Genomic DNA, 24,977 nt, shown 5'->3' with positions numbered 1-24,977 from the left:
CCGTCGCGCTGCTCCAAATCGCCTATTTCGTGTGCAATTCCTGCGCAACATTGAGGCGATCGGTGAGATTCTGTCCATTGAGTGAGCATCCGATGGTCGAGGCGAGGGCAGTGAGCGGTGCGGGGACTCGGGTGCTCAGCGTTGCCGCGGTGGGCAAGCTGGACGCGGCGGCCATCGACGGGGGCGTGCCGGGCATCGCCCTGATGGAAGCAGCCGGTGCGGCGGTCGCCGAGCGGGCGAGGGTACTCGCGCCCCGAGGCGGACGGGTGCTCGTCCTCTGCGGCCCGGGCAACAACGGCGGTGACGGCTTCGTCGCGGCGCGTCTCCTCGCGGCCGAGGGCTACGCCATTGCGCTCGTGTTGCTGGGCGACCGGGCGGCTCTGAAGGGCGATGCGGCCCTCGCGGCCGAGTCCTGGCCGGAGCCGGTCCTGACCGAACTGCCGAGCGACCTCGCGAGCGTCGATCTGGTCATCGACGCGCTGTTCGGCGCCGGCCTGTCTCGCGATCTCGACGGCGCGGCGCGATCCATGGTCGAGGCGGTGAAGGCCGCGCGCCTGCCCGTTCTGGCGGTCGATGTGCCGAGCGGCGTCGATGGCGACAGCGGCGCGGTACGCGGCGTGGCCTTCGAGGCGGTGGAGACCGTCACTTTCGTCGCGCTCAAAGCCGCGCATCTCCTCGAACCCGGCCGCTCGCTGTGTGGCGACATCCATGTGGCGCAGATCGGCGCGGGGGAGGCGGCCATCGCCGCCGGGCTGGAGGCCTCCCTGCCGCCGCTCCATCACAATGGGCCGGATCTCTGGCGCTGGGAGTTTCCGCGTCTCACGCGGGCGAGCCACAAATACACCCGGGGTCACGCGGTGGTGCTGTCAGGCCCCGCGACCAAGACCGGCGCGGCGCGCCTCGCCGCCCGCGCGGCCCTTCGGGTCGGAGCGGGGCTCGTGACCCTGGCCTCGCCGGCCGGGGCGCTCGCTGAGAACGCCGCCCACCTCACCGCGATCATGCTGCGCCGCTGCGAAGAGCCCGACGATCTCGACGATCTGCTGACGGACGAGCGGCTGAACGTGGTCCTGATCGGGCCGGGCCTCGGCGTCGGCGAGCCGACGCGGGATCGCGTCGCGGTGGCGGCCTCGGCGGGGCGCCGTCTCGTCCTCGATGCGGATGCGCTCACGAGCTTCGCGGGAGGAGCGAGGCATCTCGCCGGCTTGATCGCGGAGGGCGGCGGCGAAGCGGTGCTGACGCCTCATGCGGGCGAGTTCGCCCGGCTGTTCGATGACACCAAGGTCATGCAGGCGGGCAGCAAGGTGGACCGAGCCCGTGCCGCCGCCGCGCTCACGGGGACGGTGGTGGTGTTCAAGGGCGCTGACACGGTGGTGGCGCATCCCGACGGCCGGGCCGCGATCAACGACCACGGCACGCCCTATCTTGGCACCGCCGGCTCCGGCGATGTCCTCGGTGGATTGATCGCCGGGCTGCTGGCGCAGGGGATGCCGACCTTCGAAGCCGCCTGCGCCGCCGTATGGCTCCACGGCGATGCCGGCCTGCGCCACGGGCCGGGCCTCATCGCGGAGGACCTGCCCGAGCTGATGCCCGCCGTCCTTTCCGGGCTCAGGTGACTTCGAACGAGGTCCAGAGCCCGGTATCGAATCGCTCCAGCACGGTGGCGCTGATGAGCCACCTGCCGGGATTGTCCGCGAGGAACGCGATCCGCGCAGTGCGGCCTTCGAGCAGCTGGAACGTGTCGAGCCAGTAGGGCTCCCAGCCGTCGTCCAGGGGGTGGAGCAGGCGGAAGCAGTGGCCATGCAGGTGCAGGGCCTGCGGGAAGGCGGTGTCGTTGCGCAACGCCAGCACGACGACCTGCCCGCGCTTCACCGTGAAGATCGGCGCCTGCCCGGTGGCAGCGCTGACGCCGTTGACCGACCAGACCTTCTTCGGATCGCCGGTGTAGACCGGCTCCGGCGCGGCCTTGTCCTTCGCCTCGCCGCCCTCCTTGGGGATGAAGGCGCCCCCGGTGATGACGACGTCCCGCCGCAGGGCATTCTGCAGCTTCACCTCGGCGGGAAGCTTCTTGTTCTCGCCGATGGGGCCGATGGGCGCGCGGGTCTGCGCAAGCTTCGCGCCCTTGGTCGTCACGCTCGCGAGCGTCAGGCCGGAGCCGATCAGCGCGATGACGCTCGCCTTCGCGCCCTCCTCGTCGGGCAGGTCGATCATCAGGTCGTAGCGGGTGCCCGGCGGGAAGGGCAGGGTCGCGCGCAGGGGCTCGAACGTGTCCGTCGGCTGCCCGTCGACGGCGGCCACGTAGACCTTCACCCCCTCGAAGCGCAGGCGCGTACCCCGCGCATTGCACCCGTTGCCGACCCGCAGGCGGATGCGGCTGCCGGGCCGCGCCTCGATGGATTGGGGCACGGGGCCGCCATTGACCGTCACGAGGTTGCCGAGCCGCCCGCTCGCGGCGGCGAAGCTCGTCTGTCCGAACGGCATGAGCGTGCCATCCGCTTCGAGCCGCCAATCCTGCAGCAGCAGGCCGAGATCGGCATCGACCGCGGGGGGATTCGTCTCCTCGACGACGAGCATCCCGGCGAGTCCCCGGCCGGAAGGCTCACTCGACCCGCCGACCACCAACGGACGGATCAGGAAGGTGCCCGCGTCGGGGGGCGTGAACTCATAGAGGAAGTCGCCGCCGGGGGGCACCGGCGCCTGCGTCACCCCGCCGACGCCGTCCATGGCGTTGACGTTGCGCACCCCGTGCCAGTGAAGGGAGAGCGGCTTGTCGGTGCCGTTCTTCAACCGAAGCCGCACCGGCTGGCCGAGCTTCACCCGCACGATCGGCGGCGTGCTCGTGCCGTCGAAACACCAGATCGCCGTCTCCTGCGCCGGCTCCGGCTTGAACCGGGACTTGCCCGGCGCGGCCGTCAGGGCCTTCGGTTCCGGCGTGGCCGGTGGGGTTTGCGCCCGCGCGGTGCCGGCGAGACCGAGCGCCGCGAGGCCGCCGACCATGGCCCGCCGTGAGGGAGCGACGGACACATCCGAGGCCCGAGAATCGGCCCACGGAAGCGGGGCGGGATGCGGCGTGGACTCGTCGGCCATGGTTCCTCGTGGGCGGCGGGCGTGCGCCGCTCCATAGCCGCGCGAAGGCGATGGCGCCACCGGAGGCAACAGGCCGAACTTTTTTGCTGCGGGCGCCGTCGCGCGTGCTATAGGGCGCGCTTCCGGCGGCCGGCGACGGGCCGGGTTGTCGGCGCGCGCGGGCGTGGCGGAACTGGTAGACGCGCTGGATTTAGGTTCCAGTGTCGCAAGACGTGGGGGTTCGAGCCCCTCCGCCCGCACCAGGCCACCCCGCGACGGCAGGGATTCCCTGCGTCTGCCGACGCCCGCCTCCTGCGCTGCCGTTGAACCCCGACTCGGATTCGATGGGACGGGGCGGCACACGATTCTGGAAGAGCGACGACGATGCAGGTCACCGAGATCAACACCCAGGGCCTCAAGCGGGAATATCAGGTCCTGCTGGCCGCCCAGGAACTCGAGGAGCGCCTGACCAGCGAACTCGCCGGCATGAAGGACAAGGTGCAGCTGAAGGGCTTCCGCCCCGGCAAGGTGCCGGTCGCCCACCTGCGCAAGGTCTACGGCCGCTCGGTGATGGCCGATGTCGTCCAGAACGCCGTGAACGAGGCGAATCGCAAGATCGTCACCGACAACAACCTGAAGCTCGCCCTCGAGCCGCAGATCGAGTTCCCGTCCGACCAGCAGGAGGTTGAGAAGGCGCTGGACGCCAAGGCCGACCTCGCCTTCAAGGTGGCCCTTGAGGTGATGCCGAGCTTCGAGCTGGCTGACCTCTCGGATGTCAGCCTCACGAAGCTCGTCGCCACCCCCTCGGATGAGGAAGTGACCGAGGCCCTCGACCGCATGGCCGGGCAGAGCCGCCCCTTCACCGACCGTGAGGACGGTGGCCCCGCCGAGAAGGGCGACCGCGTCACCATCGACTTCGTCGGCCGTATCGACGGCGAGGAGTTCCAGGGCGGCAAGGGCGAGGGCATCGACCTCGAACTCGGCTCGAACACCTTCATCCCCGGCTTCGAGGACCAGCTGGTCGGCGCCAAGTCCGGCGAGCAGCGCCTCGTGAAGGTCACCTTCCCGGAGGGCTACGGCGCCGAGCAACTCGCCGGCAAGGATGCCGAGTTCGACGTGACCGTCGTCAAGATCCAGCAGCCGGGTGAGGCGAAGGTCGATGACGAGTTCGCCAAGACCATGGGCATGGACTCCCTGGCCGACCTGAAGGACGCCATCTCCAAGGCGATCGGCAGCGATTACGAGACCGCCTCGCGTCGCCGCCTGAAGAAGGATCTGCTCGACGCGCTCGACGGCAAGTACGCCTTCGAGCTTCCCCCGTCGCTGGTCGCGCAGGAATTCGCCGCGGTGTGGGCTCAGGTCGAGCAGGATCTGAAGACCCGCGGCAAGACCTTCGAGGACGAGGGCACCGACGAGGAAAAGGCCAAGGCCGAGTACCGCAAGATTGCAGAGCGTCGCGTGCGGCTCGGACTTGTGCTTGCGCAGGTCGGCGAGAGCGCCGATATCAAGGTCTCCGACGAGGAGGTCAATCAGGCCCTCATCGCCCGGGTGCGGCAGTTCCCCGGCCAAGAGCAGCAGGTCTGGGACTTCTACCGTAAGAATGCGCAGGCGCTCGCTGAGCTGCGGGCCCCCCTGTTCGAGGAAAAGGTGGTTGACCACGTCCTCGGTCAGGTCAAAGTCACGGAAGAGCCCGTCGCGAAGGACGCCCTGTTCGCCGACGACGAGGAAGACGACACGACCGGTGATAAGCCGGCTGAAAAGGCCGATTCGGCCGACTGAGCCCGCCCCCTCCTTGGGCAGCGGGCAATGAGTTTAGGCGATAGTTAAGCATCGCCGTTGTTCGCTGGCATGCCCGGCGTTCCGCGATTCGGCGGACGCCGGGCCTCACCCCCGGGGCAGGATGAGATGAGAGATCCGATCGACGTCTTTAACAATGCCCTCGTGCCGATGGTCGTCGAGCAATCGAGCCGTGGCGAGCGCGCCTTCGACATCTACTCTCGCCTGCTGCGTGAGCGGATCATCTTCCTGACCGGACCGGTCGAGGATTACGGCGCCTCGCTCATCGTCGCGCAGCTCCTGTTCCTCGAAGCCGAGAACCCGAAGAAGGAAATCTCCTTCTACATCAACTCGCCCGGCGGCGTGGTAACCTCGGGCCTGTCGATCTACGACACGATGCAGTTCATCCGCTGCCCGGTGACGACGCTCTGTGTCGGCCAGGCCGCCTCGATGGGCTCGCTCCTGCTGACGGCCGGCGAGCCCGGCCACCGGTTCGCCCTGCCGAACGCGCGGATCATGGTCCACCAGCCCTCCGGCGGCTTCCAGGGTCAGGCGACGGACATCCTGATCCATGCCCGCGAGATCGAGGCCCTGAAGCGGCGCCTCAACGAGATCTACGTGAAGCACACCGGCCGCGAGTACGAGGCGATCCACACCGCCCTGGAGCGCGACAATTTCATGACCGCCGACGCGGCCAAGGAGTTCGGCCTCATCGACGAGGTCATCCAGAAGCGTCCGGAGCCGGCCGCCGCCTGAGCGGACACGACGCGCTGTCGCGGCCTTGATCCTGCCGCGGCAGCGTGTTTGCATCGGGGGATATGACCTCACGGTCAAAGGCGCGCAGCACACTGTTTCTTTAAGCGAACCCCCTTACGTTTCACGAAATGGCCATGCGCCCCTTTGCCGGCAGCGCATGTGGGGAATCGGAGACCGATATGAGCAAGTCTGGCGGCAACGACTCCAAGAGCACGCTGTATTGCTCGTTCTGCGGCAAGAGCCAGCACGAGGTCCGCAAGCTCATCGCCGGCCCGACGGTGTTCATCTGCGACGAATGCGTCGAGCTGTGCATGGACATCATCCGCGAGGAGTCGAAGTCCTCCCTGGTGAAGAGCCGGGACGGCGTGCCCACGCCGAAGGAGATCCGCCGCGTCCTCGATGACTACGTCATCGGTCAGGACTTCGCGAAGAAGGTTCTCTCCGTCGCGGTGCACAACCACTACAAGCGGCTCGCCCACGCGACGAAGCACAACGACGTCGAGCTGGCGAAGTCCAACATCATGCTGATCGGGCCGACGGGCTCGGGAAAGACGCTGCTCGCGCAGACGCTGGCCCGCATCCTCGACGTGCCGTTCACCATGGCCGACGCCACGACGCTGACCGAGGCCGGTTACGTCGGTGAGGATGTCGAGAACATCATCCTTAAGCTGCTTCAGGCGTCCGACTACAATGTCGAGCGCGCCCAGCGCGGCATCGTCTACATCGACGAGATCGACAAGATCTCCCGTAAGTCGGACAACCCCTCGATCACCCGCGACGTGTCGGGCGAGGGCGTGCAGCAGGCGCTTCTGAAGATCATGGAAGGCACGGTTGCCTCCGTGCCTCCGCAGGGCGGCCGCAAGCACCCGCAGCAGGAGTTCCTGCAGGTCGACACCACCAACATCCTCTTCATCTGCGGCGGCGCCTTCGCCGGGCTGGAGCGGATCATCTCCCAGCGCGGCAAGGGCACCTCGATCGGCTTCGGCGCGACCGTGCAGGCCCCCGACGACCGCCGTACCGGCGAGATCTTCCGCTCGGTGGAGCCGGAGGACCTGCTGAAGTTCGGCCTCATCCCCGAGTTCGTCGGCCGTCTCCCGGTCCTGGCGACCCTGGAGGATCTCGACGAGGCCGCCCTGAAGAAGATCCTTCAGGAGCCGAAGAACGCCCTGGTGAAGCAGTACCAGCGCCTGTTCGAGATGGAGAACGTCGACCTGACGTTCCAGGACGAGGCCCTGTCTCTCGTCGCCCGCAAGGCGATCGAGCGGAAGACCGGCGCCCGCGGCCTGCGCTCCATCCTGGAGACGATCCTCCTCGACACGATGTACGATCTGCCAGGCCTCGAGTCCGTGGAGCAGGTCGTGATCGGCCCGGAAGTGGTCGAGGGCAAGTCGCGACCGCTCTACATCCATGGCGAGCGCGGCAAGGAAGCGCCCGCCAGCGTCAGTGCGTAAGGCTGATGACAGCCCGGCGTTGTGTCGCCGGGCTGCGCTGTCCCGTTCTCCTTGAAAGGCGTCCGGGGCGTCATCATGTCAGGCTCAGCGCGGTGGCCGTACGCTCCTTAGAGGTACGGTACCGCGTCACCAGCCGCTCATTTCCCCAATAAGACCCTCGCGGCCCGGTCGGCCGTGGCAGCGTGCTTGCTCCGTCAGCGGAGGGGCGTCCTGTCCGGCATTCCTGATGAGGTTTCCGATATGTCCCAGTCGAAATCGCGCCAGCCGGTCATTCCGGGCTCGACGGGCTCTTATGCCGTCCTTCCCCTGCGCGACATCGTCGTCTTCCCGCACATGATCGTGCCGCTCTTCGTGGGCCGCGAAAAGTCGATCCGTGCCCTCGAAGAGGCCGTCCGCTCCGACCGGCACATCCTCCTCGCGACGCAGATCAACGCGGGCGACGACGATCCGGCCACCGACGCGATCTACAAGATCGGCACGCTGGCCAGCGTCCTCCAGCTTTTGAAGCTGCCCGACGGCACCGTGAAGGTGCTGGTCGAGGGTGTCGGCCGCGCCAAGATCGCAAGTTTCACCCGCTCCGACGAGTATTACGAGGCGACCGCGCTGGCGCTCCATGACGAGCTCGGCGATCAGGTCGAGGCCGAGGCGCTCGCGCGCTCTGTGCTCTCGGAGTTCGAGAACTACGTCAAGCTCAACAAGAAGATTTCCCCCGAGGTCGTCTCCGCCGTCACGCAGATCGACGAGCCGTCCAAGCTCGCCGACACGATCGGCTCGCACCTGCTCGTCAAGATCGCCGACAAGCAGGGCATCCTCGAGACGCCGACCGTCGCCCAGCGCCTGGAGAAGGTGCTGTCGCTGATGGAGAGCGAGATCTCCGTGCTGCAGGTGGAGAAGCGCATCCGGACCCGCGTCAAGCGGCAGATGGAGAAGACGCAGCGCGAGTACTACCTCAACGAGCAGATGAAGGCGATCCAGAAGGAGTTGGGTGACTCCGAGGATGGCCGCGACGAGCTGGCCGAACTCGAGGAGAAGATCGAGAAGACCAAGCTCTCGAAGGAAGCCCGCGAGAAGGCGACGGCGGAGCTGAAGAAGCTGCGTCAGATGTCGCCGATGTCCGCCGAGGCGACCGTCGTGCGCAACTACCTCGACTGGATGCTCGGCATCCCGTGGGGCAAGCGCTCGAAGATGAAGAAGGACCTCCTCGGCGCCCAGGCGCTGCTGGACGAGGACCATTTCGGCCTCGACAAGGTCAAGGAGCGCATCGTCGAGTACCTCGCCGTGCAGCAGCGGGCGAACAAGCTCACCGGCCCGATCCTGTGCCTCGTCGGTCCTCCCGGTGTCGGCAAGACCTCGCTCGGCAAGTCCATCGCCAAGGCGACGGGGCGTGAGTTCGTGCGCCTGTCGCTCGGCGGCGTGCGGGACGAAGCCGAGATCCGTGGTCACCGCCGGACCTATATCGGCTCGATGCCCGGCAAGATCGTCCAGTCGATGCGCAAGGCCAAGACGTCCAACCCGCTCATCCTGCTCGACGAGATCGACAAGATGGGCATGGACTATCGCGGCGACCCATCGGCGGCCCTGCTGGAGGTGCTGGATCCCGAGCAGAACGCGACGTTCAACGACCATTACCTCGAGGTCGATTACGACCTGTCGAACGTGATGTTCGTCACGACGGCGAACACGCTCAACATCCCGGCGCCGCTGATGGACCGGATGGAGATCATCCGCATCGCCGGCTACACCGAGGAAGAGAAGGTCGAGATCGCCCGCAAGCACCTGATCCCGAGCGCCATGAAGAAGCATGGCCTCGACAAGAAGGAGTGGTCGATCACCGATGACGGGCTGATGATGCTGGTGCGCCGCTACACGCGGGAAGCCGGTGTCCGCAACCTGGAGCGGGAGATCTCCAACCTCGCCCGCAAGGCGGTGAAGGAGATCCTGATCACCAAGGCGAAGTCGGTCGAGGCCAGCGAGGAGAACCTTCCGGTCTTCCTCGGCCCGCCGAAGTTCCGCTACGGCGAGATCGACGCGGACGATCAGGTCGGCGTGGTGACGGGTCTGGCTTGGACCGAGGTCGGCGGCGAGTTGCTGACGATCGAGGGCGTCATGATGCCCGGCAAGGGCAAGATGACGGTCACGGGCAACCTGAAGGATGTGATGAAGGAGTCGATCTCGGCGGCGGCGTCCTACGTCCGCTCGCGGGCCCTCGACTTCGGCCTCGAGCCGCCGCTGTTCGAGCGTCGCGACATCCACGTCCACGTGCCGGAAGGCGCGACGCCGAAGGACGGCCCGTCCGCCGGCATCGCGATGGCGACCGCCATCGTCTCGACCCTGACGGGTATCCCGGTTCGCCGCGACATCGCGATGACCGGCGAGGTGACCCTGCGCGGTCGGGTGCTGCCGATCGGCGGGCTGAAGGAGAAGCTGCTCGCCGCCCTGCGCGGCGGCATCAAGACGGTGCTGATCCCCGAGGAGAACGCCAAGGACATCGCCGAGGTGCCCGACAGCGTGAAGAACGGTCTCGAGATCGTTCCGGTCTCGCGGATGGATCAGGTCCTGGAGCGGGCGCTGCTGCGCCAGCCCGTGCCGATCGAGTGGGATGAGCCGCTGCCGCCGGTGAAGTCCGCGCGGACGGACGAGGACGGCGCCGCCTTCGTGGCCCACTGAACCGGAAAGCCCGGAGCGACATCGCTCCGGGCTTTTTCGTGTGGGCGTCAGCCCTTGCGTGACCGGCGGGCAATGCCGTATCGAACGCCGCTGCGGGCGGTTAGCTCAGTTGGTAGAGCGTCTCCTTTACACGGAGAGGGTCGGCGGTTCGAGCCCGTCACCGCCCACCATATTCATCGACGCCGTAGCGCGGGTTGAGGTTGGGTCTGCGCCTCATCGGCCTGACCTGTCCGGTATTCCGCATCGAGCCAATCGACGGGCTACCGCGTGAGCGCGCACGTGCAGCAGCGCGGGGTGCGGTCTTCGCGCTCGACCATTGGTCATTCATCCAGTGGCCAGCACCCGAAAAATGAATCGCCGAAAATTCAATAAGGAAAAGGCGGGCCCGAGCCCGCCTTTCGAAGGTCGATCTGGTGTTGATCAGCCTGTAGCTTAGCTGGTCATCATCGGGTGATCGGCCGACGTGGTGCTCGAGAAGGCGAAATCGCCAGCGCCGAGCGCCTTTCCGTTGAGAGAATTGACCAAGAAATTATAGTAATTGCCGGTGTGCGTGTCGTAGATGTTGTAATAGTAGAGCGTCGCACCATTGGTGCCGGACGTTCCCACATGGTCGAGATGCACCGAGGAGCCCTCGCCGAAGCCAGTCAGCGCGATGAAGTCATGATCGCCGGGAGCGTTTGCGGGGTTCGTGCCGCCGCTGGCATTCTGGAAATCAGTGATGTAGGCGGCCTGATCGGCGAAAACGGTAGTCGGGGAATCCGTCGTCTGACCGAACTTTGCAGCGAGAATGAAGGTGTCGTTGCCTGCACCACCGTAGTACTGATTGAAATCGGCATGACCTTCGAGTCTGTCATTGCCCGAGCCGCCGGCCATCTTATCGACATCGCCGCCGTTGCCCTGAACGACACCGTTCACGTCGGGCTTCACAACAGAACCATCTACTGTCGACATTTTACGATCCTCCTCTGAAGACCCATTCTGGTCTGCGGAATGGGCGCTCGATGACTGATTAGTATGAATTTAAGGATATTCGTTACTGATTTGATATCCTTACCAAAGCGTTATTAAATTCAATCGCCCGAGTCAATCGCCGCCCAATACTGAAAATGCCAGCATTGCAATCACGTCACACTCGCTGGCTGGGTCATCTGCCGCCGATGTATAGTAGTGTTGTCATGATATAAGTTCAAATCGAGATTATTGTACTGTAATAAAGTCATAAGAATGCGATGATCGCTGGATGTAAATGTAGAATTTGCAATTCCGGCCGTGGGCGGAGGCTATATCTCCACAAGGCATTATGTATGCATACTCTTCGTCACAGATAGAAACGCCCGGCCACTCGAGGGATCGAGATGACCGGGCGTGCCATGAGTATTACCTGCGGGCGTGCATGGCATACTCATTAGAAGTTGCGTTAGGGAGGGTTAGTCCAACGCAGCCTCATCTGAAAACTGCAAAAATGATCACCATGCGCTGGGATAAGCCAAAATCAACAATTTAAATTGCTTTTATTTCTGAACATATCGGTCGATGCGTAGCAACCAGGCATGAAATAAATTATTTGTGATCGACGATGCCCGGTCGAAGACAGAATGGGTCGCGGCGGCGTCGAAGGGCCTTAGTATCCACCTCCATTTTATTCTTTCTGGTTCAAGTTTTGGCCGCTCGCTCGCGGGGCGCTTTAGCCGTCGGGCGAAGATCCGCCGATTCGAGGCGAATGTTACGCACGCGGATTCCGGCCAAGAGCATTGCCAGCGCCACCGAGGGCGCGGGTGTCATCGTCCCCCGCGATGACTGCGCAGCCGACAACGCCATCATCCTCAACGGCTACGGGTGGAGCCGGGCGGTCGACGACATGCGTCTCTCGCGAGTCAACCGATGCTTCGGCTGGGATACGTAGATTGACGACGCACTTGCGATGCGCGTCGACGCCTACGAGGCCAACGCTGCCGGGCGCGTGGGGTTGGGCGCGGACAAATGCGCGATCACGGCGGGGCGGCGGCGGAGGTCCACTCCGGCGAAGGCCGCTGTGCCTGCGTGCCGATTCGGTGGTTCGGGCCCGTTACCGCCCACCAAGCGCCTCGCTCAGGCGCGGATGTCGACGGACTGGCCCTGTCCGGGCGGGGCCGGCGGCGCAGCGGACGCTGCGGTCTGAGCCACCATGTCGGCGACCGATTTCAAGGCTTTGATCTGCTGCCGGGCCACGGCCGTCCCGATGGACTGCGCGGTGCTTCCGGCCTGCATCTGGACGACTTGGGCGGCGATGCTGGTCATGCGGAACGATAGCTCTCAATCCATGAAAGCATCGTCACCGATCACCACCGAATTGGACTGACGTCCTTCCCGGTCAGCGGGAAATCTTGTTCGTCGCCCACCGGAACGCGACGCCGGACATGTCCAGCGCCGTCAGCACGGCAATGACGTAGACGATGGTCATCAGCATCGTGTTTCCCTCGGCGCGGTGTCCGCTGTCGGCCGCACGGAACTGCAAGCGCCCGTACATCCGGCTATCGCTGATTCGCGGCTTTGTTGCGATGGCCGGCTTCGCGCCTCGGAGCCTGTGGCGGTTCGGTCACGACAGGGGACGGTTGCGGCGAGCCCCCGATGATCCGACCCAGCAGGCCGCCGGGTCTGTTGCCCTGGGCCGCCACGATCCGGCGCGCCTCCTCGACGCTCATGTCGCACGCGCCGGGCATGCCTTCGAGGGCGCCGAGCGCCCGCTCGTATTCGGGAAGGTTGATGCAGCCCGGCACGCCCCAGGCCAGGGCCGGGGAGGGGGCGGCCAAGCCGGCGACGAGGAGGGTCGCCATGAGACGGACACTCATCGTCGTCCTCACGCCTACACGATCCCGCTCGCCTCGTAGGGCCATGGCAGCCCGAGATGCGCCGCCACGGCGGCCGGATCGTCGCCGGCCTCCCGCACCGCCTTCATGACATCCTCGACGGGCACCTGAAAGCGCCGCGCCCAGTAGGCGGCGGCGCTCGGGTCCTCGACATTCACATGCTTCGGCTCTTGAGACGTGTCGGCCATCGCTTCCTCCGGCAGGGGCAATCCGCCGGAGCGCATTTGGTTCTGGGCGAGGCCGGTCAGGCGGCCATGCGCAGGTCGGTCGCGCGGGGCGTCCGAACCGGAACAGCCGTGGCGGCCTGTGCGGGCAGGCGGTCGAGCTGCGAGCAATGCAGCAGGTTCACACCCTGTTGCCGCGCCATCGCAGATGCAGCGCCGGTGAAGCGGCCGTTCGTGATGACGCAGACATTCGGGCAGCCGATGCGGCTTGCCGCGGAAGCGGCCTCCGAGATGGCGAGGCACTCGATGTCATGCGCCGTCCACAGCAGGCGGGCGACGATGCGCGTCCGCTCGCGGAACAGGACGACATGCTCCCCATCGTGATGATCCAGGCGCCAGCCGTCCGTTCTCAGGCAGCGGAGCATCAGCCGCTCGTAGCTTTCGGGCGATGTGCTCGCACGGTCGACGAAGGTCCAGGATTCGATCTCCTTGGTGAGGATCGCGGCGCATTCCGCGTGCAGTGCCTGCCGAAAGCTGCCGATCCGGAAAATCGCGCGCATGGCCTTCGGCATCTGCATCCTGTGCAGATGAGCCAATTCGGCCTCCCATCGGGACCTGAATTCGGCCGGGCTTTTCGCGTGCCGCTCCATCCATCGGCTTTCGATGAGAAGCCGCTCGGCCTGCGGCTTCAGCCGTTCGCGGCACCGCCCCGCCAGTCGAACCTGGAGGTGCAGGACGGCGAGCACGAGCAAGGGCGCTGTCACCCCGAGGGTGAGGCTCATCGCGAACATGGCAGCGGAACTTTGGGACTTTGGCGGGTCCCAAAGTTATCGATCGCAGATCTTAAGCAGAACTTGCCATGTTAGTTCGGTTCCGAAGCTCTGCCACAAGTCTTTTTTGATGGTGAATTTATCCTTTTCGAAGCTTGCGACGTACTGATGACGCACGCGTGATTTCCATGCTTTATCCTGATCGGCCGACGTTCCAGAACAACGGCAGCCCGGTCAGCATCCCGTCGAGATCGGTGCGGTAGGCCGATGGCTGGAAGTACTGACCGCAGGGCACGTAGGCTCCGACTTCCAGGGCGCGGGCCTGGATCCTGGCGGCGAGGGCCTGCTGGGCGGGGAGGTCCGGGGCCTGGAACCACGCATTGCGGAGGTCCTCGATCGGCGCGTCCGTCAACCAGCTCGGGATGCCGGCGCGGCCGTTGCCCCGGGCGGCGAGGTGGTAGGCCGGCGAGAGCTGGTCGAGACCACCGGAGAACACGCCGAACATCGACCAGCCGCCCTGGTCGATGGGCTTCGCGCTCAGGATGCGCTGGTTCACCGTGCCCCAATCGGTGGCCACGTAATCGAGGTTGAGCCCAAGCTTGCGGCAGACATCGCCCATCACCTCGCAGATCGCCGAGATGCGCGGCACATCGGTGCCGGCCAAAAGCACGATCTTCTCACCCTTGTAGCCCGCCGCTTCCAGGGCGCGCTTCGAAGCGGCGAGGTCGCGGGGGCCGGTCAGGGCCGTCATGCCGGCATCCGAGGCCATCGGACCGCCGGGGGTGAAGATCCCGCAGGGGCCACGGCGGATGGCATGGTCGGTGCCGGCCACCGCATCCATCATCTCGCCCTGGTCCACGGCTGTCAGGAGTGCATGGCTGATGGCCGGGTTGTCGAAGGGCGGTTGCGTGTGGTTCAGGCGGATCTGGCCGATCAGCCCCGCGCTCTCGATGAGGGCGACCTTGATGTCCGATTGCCGCGACAGGGTCGGTACGAGGTCCACCAGCGGCTGCTCCCACCAGTCGATCTCGCCCGAGCGCAGGGCGCCGGCGGCGGTCGCGCCATCGGGGATTGTGCGCCATTCGATCCGATCGAACCGCGCGATCTTCGGCCCGGCGGTGAAGCTGGCGGTGCCGTCCTCGCGGGGGCGGTAGCCTTCGAAGCGGCGGTAGACGTTGAGGGAGCCCGAAACCCGTTCCCGCGCGTCGTAGCGGAAGGGGCCGCTGCCGATCATCTCGGTGACGGCTTGGGTCGGCGGAGCGGCGGCGAGCCGCTCGGGCATGATGACCGGCACGTAGGAGACAGGCTTTGCCAGCGCTTCCGGCAGAAGCGGGAACGGGCGCTTCAGCCGGAACAGCAGCTCCTTGTCCGATGGCGCAGTGAGCTCGTTGACGGCCGCGAACAGGGCGCTCCCGAAGGAATCGCGCTGGCCCCAGCGCTTGAGGCTTGCCACCGCGTCGCGGGCGAGGACGGGCGATCCGTCGTGGAAGAGCAACCCATCCCGAAGTGTCAGCCGCCAGGTCAGGCCGCCATCCTCGACGCGGTGCCCCGCGACCATCTGCGGCTGCGCGCGGTAGGAGGCATCGAGGCCGTAGAGGGTGTCGAACACCATCAACGCGTGGGTGCGCGTGACGTAGTTCGTGGTGATGATCGGATCGAGCAGAGCCAGATCGGCATAGGGCACGAAGCGCAGGGTGGAGGCGGAGGCCGCCCGCACCAGGGCCGGGCGCGCGATGGCCCCCGCCAGGAGGGCGCCCGCGCCCGTGATCACCGTGCGTCGCTTCATCGAGCCTCTTTCGAATTTTGAATTTCGTGCCTTCCCTGAAGGCAATGCTCGTGCCGGATGGCGCTGAGAGAGAAACTTCTTCTCTCCAAAGCCAATTTGCGGACACAACTAGACGCCGGCTGCACAGATAATAAGCTGCTCAACCGTTGGTCATCAGACGGAGGGCGGGGGAACCGTGGCCCGGCGCTTGCAGAGGTCTCGACCGAGCCCGGCGATGTCGGCGTCTCACCGACCGTCGCGCGGATGCGGGCTCGACAACGAGCGCCGGCCATCCCGGCACCGGCTGCCGCGCGCGCCCAACGAACGACCGACGCCCTGTGGGGGCTGCTCAATGGGGCGGCCAGCCCCGGCTTGGAGACGATGATGGACCGCAGGACCTTCCTGAAGACTTCCGCTGCCCTCGGCGCCGCCGGCTTGGCCGCGCCCCGTCTCGCCAGCCCGGCACTCGCGCAGAACGCGAAGGTGCTGCGCTTCGTGCCGCAATCGAACCTCGCCAATTTCGATCCCGTCTGGGGCACGCAGTACGTGGTGCGGAATGCCGGAGCCATGGTCTGGGACATGCTCTACGGCGTCGATGCCAACCTGAAGCCGCAGCGGCAGATGGTCGGCTCGGAGGAGGTCACGCCCGATGGCCTCACCTGGACCTTCAAGCTCCGCCCCGGCCTGAAATTCCACGATGGCGAGCCGGTCCTGGCCAAGGACGTGGTGGCGAGCCTCAACCGATGGATGGCCCGCGATCCAATCGGCGGGATGATCAAGGGCATCCAGGACGAGCTGGCGGCCGTGGACGACACCACCTTCCGCTGGCGCCTGCGGAAGCCCTTCCCGAAGCTGCTCTTCGCGCTCGGCAAGACCAACGTCCCCGGCGCCTTCATCATGCCGGAGCGGATCGCCAAGACCGACCCGTTCACGCAGATCACCGAGTATGTCGGCTCGGGGCCGATGAAGTTCATTAAGAACGAGTGGGTGCCGGGGGCACGGGCCGCCTTCGAGACCTTCAAGGACTACAAGCCCCGCGATGAGCCGGCCTCCTGGCTCGCGGGCGGCAAGCGGATGCTGATCGACCGGGTGGAGTGGGTCATCATGCCCGACGCCGCCACCGCCTCGGCGGCGCTCCAGAACGGTGAGGTCGATTGGTGGGAGAACCCGATCCCCGACCTCGTCCCGCTCCTGCGCAAGAACAAGGACATCCGCGTCGATATCGCCGACCCGCTGGGCAATGTCGGCTCGTTCCGGATGAACCACCTCCATCCGCCCTTCGACAACCCGAAGATCCGGCAGGCCGTCCTCGTGGGCATGAACCAGGAGGATTACATGCGCGCCATCGTCGGGGACGACGAGGCCCTGTGGAAGCCGCTGCCCGGATTCTTCACCCCCGGCACCGCCCTCTACAGCGAGGCCGGCGGCGCGAAGGTCGGCAAGGGCGACATCGAGACCGCCAAGAAGATGCTCAAGGAGGCGGGCTACAAGGGCGAGAAGGTGGTCTGCATCGTGGCGCAGGACCAGCCGATCACCAAGGCGCAGGGCGACATCACCGCCGACCTCCTGAAGCAGATCGGCTTCAACGTCGATTTCGTCGCCACCGATTGGGGCACGGTGGGCACCCGCCGCGCCTCGAAGGCGCCGGTCGCGCAGGGCGGCTGGAACATGTTCCACACGTGGCACGCGGGCGCGGATGCCATCAATCCGGCGGGCTACCCGGCGGTGCGGGCCAACGGCGACAAGGCCTGGTTCGGCTGGCCGAGTGTTCCCGCGGTCGAATCCGGCATCGCCGAATGGTTCGATGCGGCGGACGAGACGTCCGAGAAGGCGGCCATCGACAAGACCAACGCCGCCGCCCTCGACGGGGTGGTCTACGCGCCGACGGGCTTCTTCCTCGGCTATCAGGCGTGGCGCTCGAACGTCGAGGGCATCGTGAAGGGGCCGCTTCCCTTCGTCTGGGGCGTGTCGAAGGCCTGAGGTTCCGATGTTCGGCTATATCAGCAGGCGGATCCTCGCCACGATTCCGGTGATGGCGGTGGTGGGGCTGTTCGTCTTCAGCCTCCTCTACCTCTCCCCCGGCGACCCGGCCGCGATCATCGCGGGCGATCAGGCGACACCCGCCGACATCGAGCGCATCCGCGCCTCGCTCGGCCTCGACAGGCCCTTCCTCGTCCGCTTCGGAGAGTGGGGGTGGCGGATCCTCCACGGGGATCTCGGCCTCTCGATCTTCACCAACCTGCCCGTCACCACCATGATCGGGCAGCGGGTCGAGCCGACGGTTTCGCTGATGTGCGTCACGCTGGTCTTCGCCATCGTCGTGGCGGTGCCGCTCGGCGTGCTGGCGGCCTGGAAGGCGGGGAGCCTCATCGACCGCATGGTGATGGGCCTCGCGGTGGCCGGCTTCTCGGTGCCGGTCTTCGTGGTGGGCTACATCCTGGCCTACGTCTTCGCCCTGCAGCTCAACTGGCTGCCGGTCCAGGGCTACACGCCCCTGGCACAGGGCCTGTGGCCCTGGCTCTCGAACCTGATCCTGCCTGCGGTGACGCTCGGCCTCGTCTACATCGCCCTCATCGCGCGGGTGACGCGGGCGACGATGCTCGACGTGCTGAGCCAGGATTACGTGCGCACCGCCCGCGCGAAAGGGCTCGCCCAGCGCAACATCCTGTTCGTCCACGCCCTGAAGAACGCGGCGGTGCCCATCGTCACGGTGATCGGCATCGGCATCGCGCTGCTCATCGGCGGCGCGGTGGTGACGGAGACCGTCTTCGCCATCCCTGGCCTCGGGCGGCTGACCGTGGATGCGATCCTGCGGCGTGACTATCCGGTGATCCAGGGCGTCGTGCTGCTGTTCAGCTTCATCTACGTTCTGGTCAATCTCGCCATCGACCTGTTCTACACGATACTCGATCCGAGGATCCGCTATTGAGCGCGACGATCGTTCCCCACATGGACGCCGCCGCTCCGGCCGTGGCCGCTCCGCTCCCCGACGTCATCCCCCCGCGCAAGGCGCGGGGGCCGGTCTGGCGCTTCATCCGCCGCTACCCGACCGTGGTGGCGGGCGGGGTGATCCTGACCCTCATCCTCCTCGCCGCCCTTCTGGCGCCGTGGCTCGGCACGGTCGATCCGACCGCGCTCGCCCCGGCCAAGCGCACCCGGCTGCCCTCCGCGCAATACTGGTTCGGCACCGACATGCTCGGGCGCGACATCTATTCCCGCGTCATCTACGGGGCGCGGGTCTCGCTGCTCGTCGGCTTCTCGGTGGCGGTGCTCGCCTCGATCGGCGGGCTCGCCATCGGCCTCGTCTCGGGGATGGTGCGCTGGCTCGACGGCATCGTCATGCGCATCGTGGACGGCATGATGTCGATCCCGCCGATCCTGCTCGCCATCGCGCTGATGGCGCTGACGCGGGGCTCGGTGCAGAACGTCATCATCGCCATTACCATCGCGGAAATCCCCCGCGTCGCCCGCCTCGTGCGCGGCGTGGTGCTGTCCCTGCGCGAGCAGCCCTATGTCGAGGCGGCGGTCACGACCGGCACGCGAATGCCGGCGATCATCTGGCGGCACATCCTGCCCAACACCCTGGCGCCGATGACCGTGCAGGCGACCTACATCTGCGCCTCGGCGATGATCACGGAGGCGATCCTCTCCTTCATCGGCGCGGGCGTGCCGCCCTCGGTGCCGACCTGGGGGAACATCATGGCCGAGGGCCGCGCCCTCTGGCAGGTGAAGTTCTACATCATCCTGTTCCCGGCCGTCGCCCTGTCCCTCACCGTGCTGGCGGTGAACCTCGTCGGCGACGGGCTGCGCGACGCCCTCGACCCCCGCATGGCCAAGGAAGTCTGAGGTGCAGCGCATGAACGAGGCACCGCTCCTCGCAATCGAGAACCTCCAGGTCCATTTCCGCACCCCCGAGGGGGTGAACCGGGCGGTGGACGGCGTGTCCTTCGCCATCGGCGCGGGCGAGACGCTGGCCATCGTGGGCGAATCCGGCTGCGGCAAGTCTGTAACCTCGATGTCGATCCTGCGGCTGCTGCCGGAGCCTCCGGCGGCCATCGCGGGCTCGATCCGCTTCCAGGGCACGAACCTGCTCGGCCTCTCCGACAGGGAGATGCGCAAGATCCGCGGCAACGACATCAGCGTGATCTTCCAGGAGCCGATGACGAGCCTGAACCCCGTCCTCACGGTCGGGCGCCAGATCGGCGAGACCCTGCGCCTGCACCAGGGGCTCAGCCGGTCGCAGGCGGAGGAGCGGGCGGTGGAGATGCTGACGCTGGTCGGCATTCCCGAGCCGAAGCGCCGGGTGCGGGAATATCCGCACCAGCTCTCCGGCGGGATGCGCCAGCGGGTGATGATCGCCATCGCGCTCGCCTGCTCGCCGAAGCTCCTCATCGCCGACGAGCCGACCACGGCCCTCGACGTGACGATCCAGGCGCAGATCCTCGATCTGATGCGTGATCTGAAGCGCCGGGTCGGCGCGGCGATCATGCTCATCACCCACGATCTCGGGGTGGTGGCCGAGGTCGCTGACCGGGTGGTCGTCATGTATGCCGGGCGCAAGGTGGAAGAGGCGTCGGTGAAGGACCTGTTCCGCGCGCCCCGCCACCCCTACACGCGCGGCCTGATGGGGGCGGTGCCCCGGCTCGGCTCCGCCGCGCACGGGGAGACCGGGCGCCTCGCCGAGATCCCCGGAATGGTGCCGAGCCTCAAGCAGCGGATCGAAGGTTGCGTCTTCGCCGGCCGCTGCCCGCAGGTGGCCGAGATTTGCCGGACCAAGGCCCCGGCCCTTGAACCGAAGGGGCCGGCGCATCTCGCCGCCTGTCATTTCGCGCCGAAGGACGCCCTCGCGGCATGAGCGTCACCGCTCCGACCCTGTTGGAGGTCAACGACCTCAAGAAGCATTTTGCCCTCGGCGGCGGCCTGTTCGGGCGCAACGCGAAGGTGCTCAAGGCGGTGGACGGCCTGTCCTTCACCGTCGCGCGGGGCGAAACCCTGTCGCTCGTCGGTGAATCCGGCTGCGGCAAGTCGACGGTCGCCAAGGCGCTCATGCGCCTCTACCGCCCGACGGCGGGACAGGTCGTCCTCGGCGGCACGCGCATCGACGAGATGTCGGATGGGGCGCTCCGGCCCCTGCGCCGCCGCATCCAGATGGTGTTCCAGGACCCGTTCTCGTCCCTCAACCCGCGCATGAGGGTGAGGGGGATCCTGTCCGAGCCGATCCGCAATTTCGGCCTCGCCCGGAACAGGGCGGACATGGAGAGCCGGCTCGCCGCGCTGATGGAGCGGGTCGGCCTGCCGCGCGACGCGCTCGGGCGCTACCCGCACGAGTTCTCCGGCGGCCAGCGCCAGCGCATCGGCATCGCCCGCGCGCTGGCGGCCGAGCCGGACCTCATCATCTGCGACGAGGCGGTCTCCGCGCTCGATGTTTCGGTGAAGGCGCAGATCGTCAATCTGCTCTGCGATCTGCAGCGCGATCTCGACCTCGCGCTGCTGTTCATCTCGCACGATCTCGCCATCGTGGAGCACATGACCCACCGGGTGGCGGTGATGTACCTCGGCAAGATCGTCGAGATCGGGCCGCGCCGGGAGCTCTTCACGGCGCCGAAGCATCCCTACACGCAGGCGCTGCTCTCGGCGGTGCCCGTGCCGGAGCCGGGGGCGGCGCGCACCCGCATCGTCCTGAAGGGCGATGTGCCGAGCCCCATCGCGCCGCCGCCCGGGTGCCGCTTCCACACCCGGTGCCCGTATGCGTTCGACCGCTGCCGCGTGGAGGTGCCGAAGCTCGATCCCGTGGGGCGCGGCCATTTCGCCGCCTGCCACCTCAACGAGACGTCAGAGGTGGCGGGTGTCGATCACTTGTCGCCTTCGATGGCGCTGACCGGCGTCCAGTAGCACTGGCCGCCACCCTCCTTGGAGAGGAGGCAGGCATAACCCACGGTCCGGGTCTGGACCGTCGCCTCCTCGCCGGTCTTCCAGCTGTGGCACTCGCCCGAGGCGAGGCTCGACTGGAGAAGTTGGCCGAAGCCGGATTCGTCGCCTGCCTGAACGAGTTGGAACAGGCGCTCCGTCACTTCCTTGGCGTGGCAGCCGAAACGGTTCTTGGTGATCGTCTCGGCCTGGGCGGCGCCATGGCCGGCGCCGAGCATGGCGAGGGCGAGAGCGAAGGCGGTCTTCTTCACGGAACGGTCTCCTCCGGTTGTATCGAGCGGGCGTTTGCCGGGCGATCTGGTCGGAAATCGGATCGGGAGGAAGGGGCCGATGGGCGCGGCGCCCTGGCTTCGCGCCGACGACCCATTATGTCCTTGGCCAATGACGCACGTTCTCCAAGACGCAGCGCCGGAGAAGCGCCGCATTCCCTCCGTCGAGCGGTTGCTCACCCATCCCGACGGGCAATCCCTGGCCGAATCGTTCGGGCGCAGCGCGCTCACCGACGCGATCCGGGGTGATCTCGCGCGGATCCGCTCCGGCGAGGCCGAGACCGGAGACGAGTCGACGATCCTCGCCCGGTGCGGTGAGGCGCTGGCGGCCGAGCGGCGACCGTCGCTGCGTCCGGTCTTCAACCTGACGGGCACGGTCCTGCACACCAATCTCGGCCGCGCCCTGCTGCCGCGCTCGGCGGCGGAGGCCGTCGCTGCGGTGATGACCCAGGCGACGAACCTCGAATTCGACCTCGCCACCGGCAACCGCGGCGAGCGGGACGACCACATCGAGGGGCTGATCCGTCGGATCACGGGGGCCGAGGCGGCCATCGTCGTGAACAACAACGCCGCCGCCGTGCTGCTGGTGCTGAACGCGCTCGCCATGCGCAAGGAGGTGGTGGTCTCGCGCGGCGAGCTCGTCGAGATCGGGGGTTCCTTCCGGGTGCCGGACGTGATGGTGCGCGCCGGCTGCAAGCTGCGGGAAGTCGGCACCACCAACCGCACGCATCTGCGCGACTTCGCCGAGGCCATCGGCCCCGCCACGGGCCTTGTGATGAAGGTGCATCCGAGCAACTACGCCATCAGCGGTTTCACGGCCCAGCCCGATCCGGATGCGCTCCACGCCCTGTGCCGGGAGCGCGGGGTCCCCCTGGCCGAGGATCTCGGCAGCGGCAGCCTGATCGATCTCGCCGCTTACGGCCTGCCGCCGGAGCCCACCGTGAGCGCGGCGCTCGCGCGCGCCGATGTCGTGACCTTCAGCGGCGACAAGCTCCTCGGCGCCGTTCAGTGCGGGATCATCGCCGGGCGGAAGGATCTCCTCGCCCGCATCCGCAAGAGCCCTTTGAAGCGGGCGCTGCGGGTCGACAAGATGACCTACGCGGCGCTCCAAGCGGTGCTGCGCCTCTACCTGCATCCCGAGCGCCTGCGCGACGAGCTTCCGACGCTCCGGCTGCTGACACGCGAGCGGTCGGACATCGCCGTCCAGGCCGAACGCCTCGCGCCCATCGTGGCCGAGCGGGTGAAAGGCAGCGCGAGCGTCGCGGTCGCGGAGACGATGAGCCAGATCGGCTCCGGTGCCCTGCCGGTCGAGACCCTTCCCAGCGCCGCCCTGGTGCTGACCCCTGCGGGGGAGGGTCGCGCGCGCAGCGCCGGGGGGCGGTGCCGCCGCCTGGCGGAAACCCTTCGTCGCGCGCCCGTGCCGATCATCGGACGAATCAAGGACGATACGATCCTGCTCGATCTCCGCACATTGGAGGACGAACAGGGCTTCCTCCACAGCCTCGGCTCGTTGTACGCCTGATTGCTGCATCTCAGGCTTCAAGGCGTGTCGCTAAATCTCTCGTGCGTCGACACCCACGCATGCGATTTCCTGGCAATGTGCTAAGTCTGTCGGCGAAGCCGGCTCAAAGGCTGGCGGAACAGGCGGCGCAGAGTACTGGACGAGCGTTCACGATGGCGGACACGGCAGCGACGATCGACCATCCGTCCGTCACGGAATCCCTGCGCCTCGACAACCAGCTTTGCTACGCGCTCTACGCCGCCGCGCACCGGATGACCAAGTCATACCGGCCGCTGCTGGAACGGCTTGGCCTGACCTATCCGCAATACCTCGTGCTCCTCGTCCTGTGGGAGCAGGACGGCGTCACCGTTTCCGAGATCGGCCGGCGGCTGCGCCTCGATTCCGGCACGCTGACCCCGGTGCTGAAGCGTTTGGAAAGCGCGGGCTTCCTGCGGCGGACCCGGCGGCAGAGCGACGAGCGCGAGGTCGAGATCGGCCTGACCGACCAGGGGCGGGAGTTGCGGGTTGAGGCCGCCTCGGTGCGCGAGACGGTGATGTGCCAGCTCGAAATGAGTGAGCCGGAGATCCGCAACCTGCGCCGGGACCTCAACCTCGTGATCGACCGCCTCGGCTCGCCCGAGTGAGCCTCACCGCCGCAGGCGGTTGCCGAGGACGAAGCCGAACAGACCCATCAGGATGATGCCGACCGCGCCCTCGATCCCGACGAGGAGGTTGGTGACGCGCCCCGTGGGCTTCAGGCCGATCTCGGGCGGGTTCGCCGTCATCATGTTGAGGGCGCTGTAGCTCATCAGGTCGAGGGGGTTGTAGGTCGGCCCGGCCTCGGGACCTTCGAGAATGATGAGCCCGCCGGTCAATCCATAGAGCACGGCGAAGACGCCGATCAGCAGGACGAAGGCGCGGGTGATGCGCGAGAGGCTCTCGCCGTAATCGCACAGCCATTCCACGAAACGGTCGGCGACCCAGCGATAGCCGTGCCGGGCCACGCCGCGCCAGTTGCGTGCGGTCCAGGCGCCCTTGGCCTGCGCCCCGGCATGGTGGCGGCCCATCCGCCGTCCGCGCTTGTAGGCCCAGCTCGCGCCGTCCTGATCGCCGATGCTCTTCCAGTTCTGTTCCAGGGCGAGATAGCTCGCCTGGGCAGCGGCGAAGTCGCCGGCCATCTCCTCGCCCACGCCGCCGCCGAGCTGTTCGACGTGCATCCGCGTTCCGTTGAGCCAGGCGCCGGAAAACCGGGCGTGGCGCAGGCGGCAGGTCGCGAGGTTGAGGCGCACGAGGTTCGTGTCCGACAGGTCGGCGCCGGAGAAGTCCGCCCCGTCGAGCTTCGCGCCTGTGAAGGTCGCGCCGTGCAGCCGCGAGCCCGCCAGCACCGCCTTGGTCAGGCTGGCGCCCTCGAAATCCGCATGGGTGAGGTTGGCGTCGCCGAGCTTGGCTTCGTCGAGCCGCGCCTCGCGGAACACGGTGTCGTCCGCGTCGGCCCCGGTGAAGTCGGTGCCCCACAGATCGGCGCGGGTGAAGTCGGCCCCGTCGAGCAGTGCTTCAGACAGGTCCGCGAAGCGCATCGCCGCGCCGCCGAACCGTGCGTCCTCCAGCATCGCCCGCGACAGGCGGATTTGCCCCGCGACAGTGCCGCTGAAATCCGCACCGGAGAGATCGCTCTCGGTGAGGTCGGCTTCTTCGAGGATCGCCCCGGCGAAGCGGGCCGAGCGTCCCACCGCCCCGGCCAGCGTGGACCGGCGCAGGTTGGCGCCGCCGAAATCGGCGTCGTCCAATCGCGCGCGGGTGAGGTCCGCACCCGAGAGGTTGAGGCCCCCGCTCTCGGCATCGCGCCACGGCGCCGCGTCACCCTCGGAGGCGAGGGCGGCGCGGCTGCAATCGAGGCGCGCGAGATCGAGGCCCGGCGCGGCGAGGGGACCCGCGCCGCCGGCCCGGTCGAGGAAGTCGCGCAACCGCTGATCCGGCACGGGGGCGCCCGCGACCTGTGTCGTCTCGTTCATGGCCGATCC

General features: G+C 67.2%; 22 protein-coding genes and 2 tRNA genes. 15 read left to right on the top strand and 9 right to left on the bottom strand.

Going from position 1 to position 24,977, the window contains the following annotated elements:
* The first annotated feature begins 92 nt into the window (after positions 1-92).
* Positions 93-1,613 (top strand): NAD(P)H-hydrate dehydratase, encoded by a 1,521-nt coding sequence (locus ACS5Q7_RS05115; RefSeq protein WP_478338332.1) that lies wholly within the window; start codon positions 93-95, stop codon positions 1,611-1,613.
* Here the strand turns inward: ACS5Q7_RS05115 and ACS5Q7_RS05110 are convergent.
* Positions 1,606-3,084, bottom strand: a complete 1,479-nt coding sequence (locus ACS5Q7_RS05110; RefSeq protein ID WP_478338331.1) for a multicopper oxidase family protein — start codon at positions 3,082-3,084, stop codon at positions 1,606-1,608. The two genes, ACS5Q7_RS05115 and ACS5Q7_RS05110, sit on opposite strands and share 8 nt — an antisense overlap.
* Before the next feature lie 157 nt (positions 3,085-3,241).
* Here ACS5Q7_RS05110 and ACS5Q7_RS05105 point away from each other — a divergent pair.
* The 6 genes from ACS5Q7_RS05105 (at position 3,242) to ACS5Q7_RS05080 (ending at position 9,883) form a co-directional block, all read left to right on the top strand.
* Positions 3,242-3,326: transfer RNA gene (locus ACS5Q7_RS05105), tRNA-Leu, on the top strand.
* A 121-nt stretch (positions 3,327-3,447) separates the two neighbouring features.
* Positions 3,448-4,842: a trigger factor gene (gene tig, locus ACS5Q7_RS05100; RefSeq protein ID WP_478338330.1), complete on the top strand. Its 1,395-nt coding sequence runs from the start codon at positions 3,448-3,450 to the stop codon at positions 4,840-4,842.
* 126 nt (positions 4,843-4,968) lie between these two features.
* Positions 4,969-5,595 carry an ATP-dependent Clp protease proteolytic subunit gene (locus ACS5Q7_RS05095; protein ID WP_478338329.1) on the top strand — a complete coding sequence of 209 codons (627 nt, stop codon included), beginning with the start codon at positions 4,969-4,971 and terminating at the stop codon, positions 5,593-5,595.
* 179 nt (positions 5,596-5,774) lie between these two features.
* A complete protein-coding gene (gene clpX, locus ACS5Q7_RS05090) occupies positions 5,775-7,046 on the top strand; it encodes an ATP-dependent Clp protease ATP-binding subunit ClpX (protein ID WP_378966501.1) in 1,272 nt (423 codons plus the stop codon).
* A 240-nt stretch (positions 7,047-7,286) separates the two neighbouring features.
* Positions 7,287-9,713, top strand: a complete 2,427-nt coding sequence (gene lon, locus ACS5Q7_RS05085) for an endopeptidase La (protein ID WP_478338328.1) — start codon at positions 7,287-7,289, stop codon at positions 9,711-9,713.
* Between the two features lie 94 nt (positions 9,714-9,807).
* Positions 9,808-9,883: transfer RNA gene (locus ACS5Q7_RS05080), tRNA-Val, on the top strand.
* Positions 9,884-10,145: 262 nt separating this feature from the next.
* On the opposite strand, the gene ACS5Q7_RS05075 is transcribed toward ACS5Q7_RS05080, so the two are convergent.
* Positions 10,146-10,664, bottom strand: a complete 519-nt coding sequence (locus ACS5Q7_RS05075; protein WP_478338327.1) for a hypothetical protein — start codon at positions 10,662-10,664, stop codon at positions 10,146-10,148.
* Positions 10,665-11,433: 769 nt separating this feature from the next.
* Between ACS5Q7_RS05075 and ACS5Q7_RS05070 the strand changes: the two genes are divergently transcribed.
* A complete protein-coding gene (locus tag ACS5Q7_RS05070) occupies positions 11,434-11,616 on the top strand; it encodes a hypothetical protein (RefSeq protein ID WP_478338326.1) in 183 nt (60 codons plus the stop codon).
* 185 nt (positions 11,617-11,801) lie between these two features.
* Here the strand turns inward: ACS5Q7_RS05070 and ACS5Q7_RS05065 are convergent, their stop codons facing one another.
* From ACS5Q7_RS05065 to ACS5Q7_RS05045, 5 genes are all read right to left on the bottom strand, one after another.
* Positions 11,802-11,990: a hypothetical protein gene (locus tag ACS5Q7_RS05065; protein WP_478338325.1), complete on the bottom strand. Its 189-nt coding sequence runs from the start codon at positions 11,988-11,990 to the stop codon at positions 11,802-11,804.
* 233 nt (positions 11,991-12,223) lie between these two features.
* Complete coding sequence (locus ACS5Q7_RS05060) at positions 12,224-12,541, bottom strand: hypothetical protein (protein WP_478338324.1); 318 nt, start codon at positions 12,539-12,541, stop codon at positions 12,224-12,226.
* A 14-nt stretch (positions 12,542-12,555) separates the two neighbouring features.
* On the bottom strand, positions 12,556-12,747 hold the full coding sequence (locus ACS5Q7_RS05055) for a DUF3606 domain-containing protein (protein ID WP_478338323.1): 192 nt from the start codon (positions 12,745-12,747) through the stop codon (positions 12,556-12,558).
* A 56-nt stretch (positions 12,748-12,803) separates the two neighbouring features.
* Positions 12,804-13,514, bottom strand: a complete 711-nt coding sequence (locus ACS5Q7_RS05050; RefSeq protein ID WP_478338322.1) for a restriction endonuclease — start codon at positions 13,512-13,514, stop codon at positions 12,804-12,806.
* A gap of 172 nt (positions 13,515-13,686) precedes the next feature.
* Positions 13,687-15,279, bottom strand: a complete 1,593-nt coding sequence (locus tag ACS5Q7_RS05045) for an ABC transporter substrate-binding protein (RefSeq protein WP_478338321.1) — start codon at positions 15,277-15,279, stop codon at positions 13,687-13,689.
* 363 nt (positions 15,280-15,642) lie between these two features.
* On the opposite strand from ACS5Q7_RS05045, the gene ACS5Q7_RS05040 reads away from it, so the two are divergent.
* From ACS5Q7_RS05040 to ACS5Q7_RS05020, 5 genes are read left to right on the top strand one after another with little or no spacing between them, the layout of a single operon-like run.
* The gene (locus ACS5Q7_RS05040; protein WP_478338320.1) at positions 15,643-17,238 is read left to right on the top strand and encodes an ABC transporter substrate-binding protein; all 1,596 of its coding nucleotides are present in this window, start codon (positions 15,643-15,645) and stop codon (positions 17,236-17,238) included.
* 7 nt (positions 17,239-17,245) lie between these two features.
* Positions 17,246-18,187 (top strand): ABC transporter permease, encoded by a 942-nt coding sequence (locus ACS5Q7_RS05035; RefSeq protein ID WP_478338319.1) that lies wholly within the window; start codon positions 17,246-17,248, stop codon positions 18,185-18,187.
* Between the two features lie 20 nt (positions 18,188-18,207).
* On the top strand, positions 18,208-19,104 hold the full coding sequence (locus ACS5Q7_RS05030) for an ABC transporter permease (protein WP_478338558.1): 897 nt from the start codon (positions 18,208-18,210) through the stop codon (positions 19,102-19,104).
* A 10-nt stretch (positions 19,105-19,114) separates the two neighbouring features.
* Positions 19,115-20,113, top strand: coding sequence for an ABC transporter ATP-binding protein (locus tag ACS5Q7_RS05025; protein WP_478338318.1), 999 nt, complete (start codon positions 19,115-19,117; stop codon positions 20,111-20,113).
* Positions 20,110-21,150 carry an ABC transporter ATP-binding protein gene (locus ACS5Q7_RS05020; protein WP_478338317.1) on the top strand — a complete coding sequence of 347 codons (1,041 nt, stop codon included), beginning with the start codon at positions 20,110-20,112 and terminating at the stop codon, positions 21,148-21,150. The genes ACS5Q7_RS05025 and ACS5Q7_RS05020 overlap by 4 nt, the downstream gene beginning before the upstream one ends.
* Here ACS5Q7_RS05020 and ACS5Q7_RS05015 read toward each other — a convergent pair.
* Positions 21,111-21,437: a hypothetical protein gene (locus tag ACS5Q7_RS05015; protein WP_478338316.1), complete on the bottom strand. Its 327-nt coding sequence runs from the start codon at positions 21,435-21,437 to the stop codon at positions 21,111-21,113. The genes ACS5Q7_RS05020 and ACS5Q7_RS05015 overlap by 40 nt on opposite strands.
* A 130-nt stretch (positions 21,438-21,567) precedes the next feature.
* On the opposite strand from ACS5Q7_RS05015, the gene selA reads away from it, so the two are divergent.
* The gene (gene selA, locus ACS5Q7_RS05010) at positions 21,568-22,977 is read left to right on the top strand and encodes an L-seryl-tRNA(Sec) selenium transferase (RefSeq protein ID WP_478338315.1); all 1,410 of its coding nucleotides are present in this window, start codon (positions 21,568-21,570) and stop codon (positions 22,975-22,977) included.
* Between the two features lie 152 nt (positions 22,978-23,129).
* Positions 23,130-23,600: a MarR family winged helix-turn-helix transcriptional regulator gene (locus tag ACS5Q7_RS05005; protein ID WP_478338314.1), complete on the top strand. Its 471-nt coding sequence runs from the start codon at positions 23,130-23,132 to the stop codon at positions 23,598-23,600.
* Between the two features lie 3 nt (positions 23,601-23,603).
* Here the strand turns inward: ACS5Q7_RS05005 and ACS5Q7_RS05000 are convergent, their stop codons facing one another.
* The gene (locus ACS5Q7_RS05000) at positions 23,604-24,968 is read right to left on the bottom strand and encodes a pentapeptide repeat-containing protein (RefSeq protein ID WP_478338313.1); all 1,365 of its coding nucleotides are present in this window, start codon (positions 24,966-24,968) and stop codon (positions 23,604-23,606) included.
* Between the last annotated feature and the right edge of the window lie 9 nt (positions 24,969-24,977).

Source organism: Methylobacterium sp. Gmos3 (assembly GCF_056430985.1).
The sequence above is the reverse complement of the archived record's forward strand: the minus strand, read 5'-3'. Positions and strand labels throughout refer to the sequence as shown.

Coding starts and splice junctions, on each gene's coding strand:
- ACS5Q7_RS05075 (WP_478338327.1), bottom strand. CDS start 10,664: ATGTCGACAGTAGATGGTTCTGTTGTGAAGCCCGACGTGAACGGTGTC.
- ACS5Q7_RS05050 (WP_478338322.1), bottom strand. CDS start 13,514: ATGTTCGCGATGAGCCTCACCCTCGGGGTGACAGCGCCCTTGCTCGTG.
- ACS5Q7_RS05065 (WP_478338325.1), bottom strand. CDS start 11,990: ATGACCAGCATCGCCGCCCAAGTCGTCCAGATGCAGGCCGGAAGCACC.
- ACS5Q7_RS05020 (WP_478338317.1), top strand. CDS start 20,110: ATGAGCGTCACCGCTCCGACCCTGTTGGAGGTCAACGACCTCAAGAAG.
- ACS5Q7_RS05055 (WP_478338323.1), bottom strand. CDS start 12,747: ATGGCCGACACGTCTCAAGAGCCGAAGCATGTGAATGTCGAGGACCCG.
- ACS5Q7_RS05095 (WP_478338329.1), top strand. CDS start 4,969: ATGAGAGATCCGATCGACGTCTTTAACAATGCCCTCGTGCCGATGGTC.
- ACS5Q7_RS05070 (WP_478338326.1), top strand. CDS start 11,434: ATGTTACGCACGCGGATTCCGGCCAAGAGCATTGCCAGCGCCACCGAG.
- ACS5Q7_RS05035 (WP_478338319.1), top strand. CDS start 17,246: ATGTTCGGCTATATCAGCAGGCGGATCCTCGCCACGATTCCGGTGATG.
- ACS5Q7_RS05115 (WP_478338332.1), top strand. CDS start 93: ATGGTCGAGGCGAGGGCAGTGAGCGGTGCGGGGACTCGGGTGCTCAGC.
- ACS5Q7_RS05000 (WP_478338313.1), bottom strand. CDS start 24,968: ATGAACGAGACGACACAGGTCGCGGGCGCCCCCGTGCCGGATCAGCGG.
- ACS5Q7_RS05025 (WP_478338318.1), top strand. CDS start 19,115: ATGAACGAGGCACCGCTCCTCGCAATCGAGAACCTCCAGGTCCATTTC.
- selA (WP_478338315.1), top strand. CDS start 21,568: ATGACGCACGTTCTCCAAGACGCAGCGCCGGAGAAGCGCCGCATTCCC.
- tig (WP_478338330.1), top strand. CDS start 3,448: ATGCAGGTCACCGAGATCAACACCCAGGGCCTCAAGCGGGAATATCAG.
- ACS5Q7_RS05110 (WP_478338331.1), bottom strand. CDS start 3,084: ATGGCCGACGAGTCCACGCCGCATCCCGCCCCGCTTCCGTGGGCCGAT.
- ACS5Q7_RS05005 (WP_478338314.1), top strand. CDS start 23,130: ATGGCGGACACGGCAGCGACGATCGACCATCCGTCCGTCACGGAATCC.
- ACS5Q7_RS05030 (WP_478338558.1), top strand. CDS start 18,208: ATGGACGCCGCCGCTCCGGCCGTGGCCGCTCCGCTCCCCGACGTCATC.
- ACS5Q7_RS05045 (WP_478338321.1), bottom strand. CDS start 15,279: ATGAAGCGACGCACGGTGATCACGGGCGCGGGCGCCCTCCTGGCGGGG.
- lon (WP_478338328.1), top strand. CDS start 7,287: ATGTCCCAGTCGAAATCGCGCCAGCCGGTCATTCCGGGCTCGACGGGC.
- clpX (WP_378966501.1), top strand. CDS start 5,775: ATGAGCAAGTCTGGCGGCAACGACTCCAAGAGCACGCTGTATTGCTCG.
- ACS5Q7_RS05060 (WP_478338324.1), bottom strand. CDS start 12,541: ATGAGTGTCCGTCTCATGGCGACCCTCCTCGTCGCCGGCTTGGCCGCC.
- ACS5Q7_RS05040 (WP_478338320.1), top strand. CDS start 15,643: ATGGACCGCAGGACCTTCCTGAAGACTTCCGCTGCCCTCGGCGCCGCC.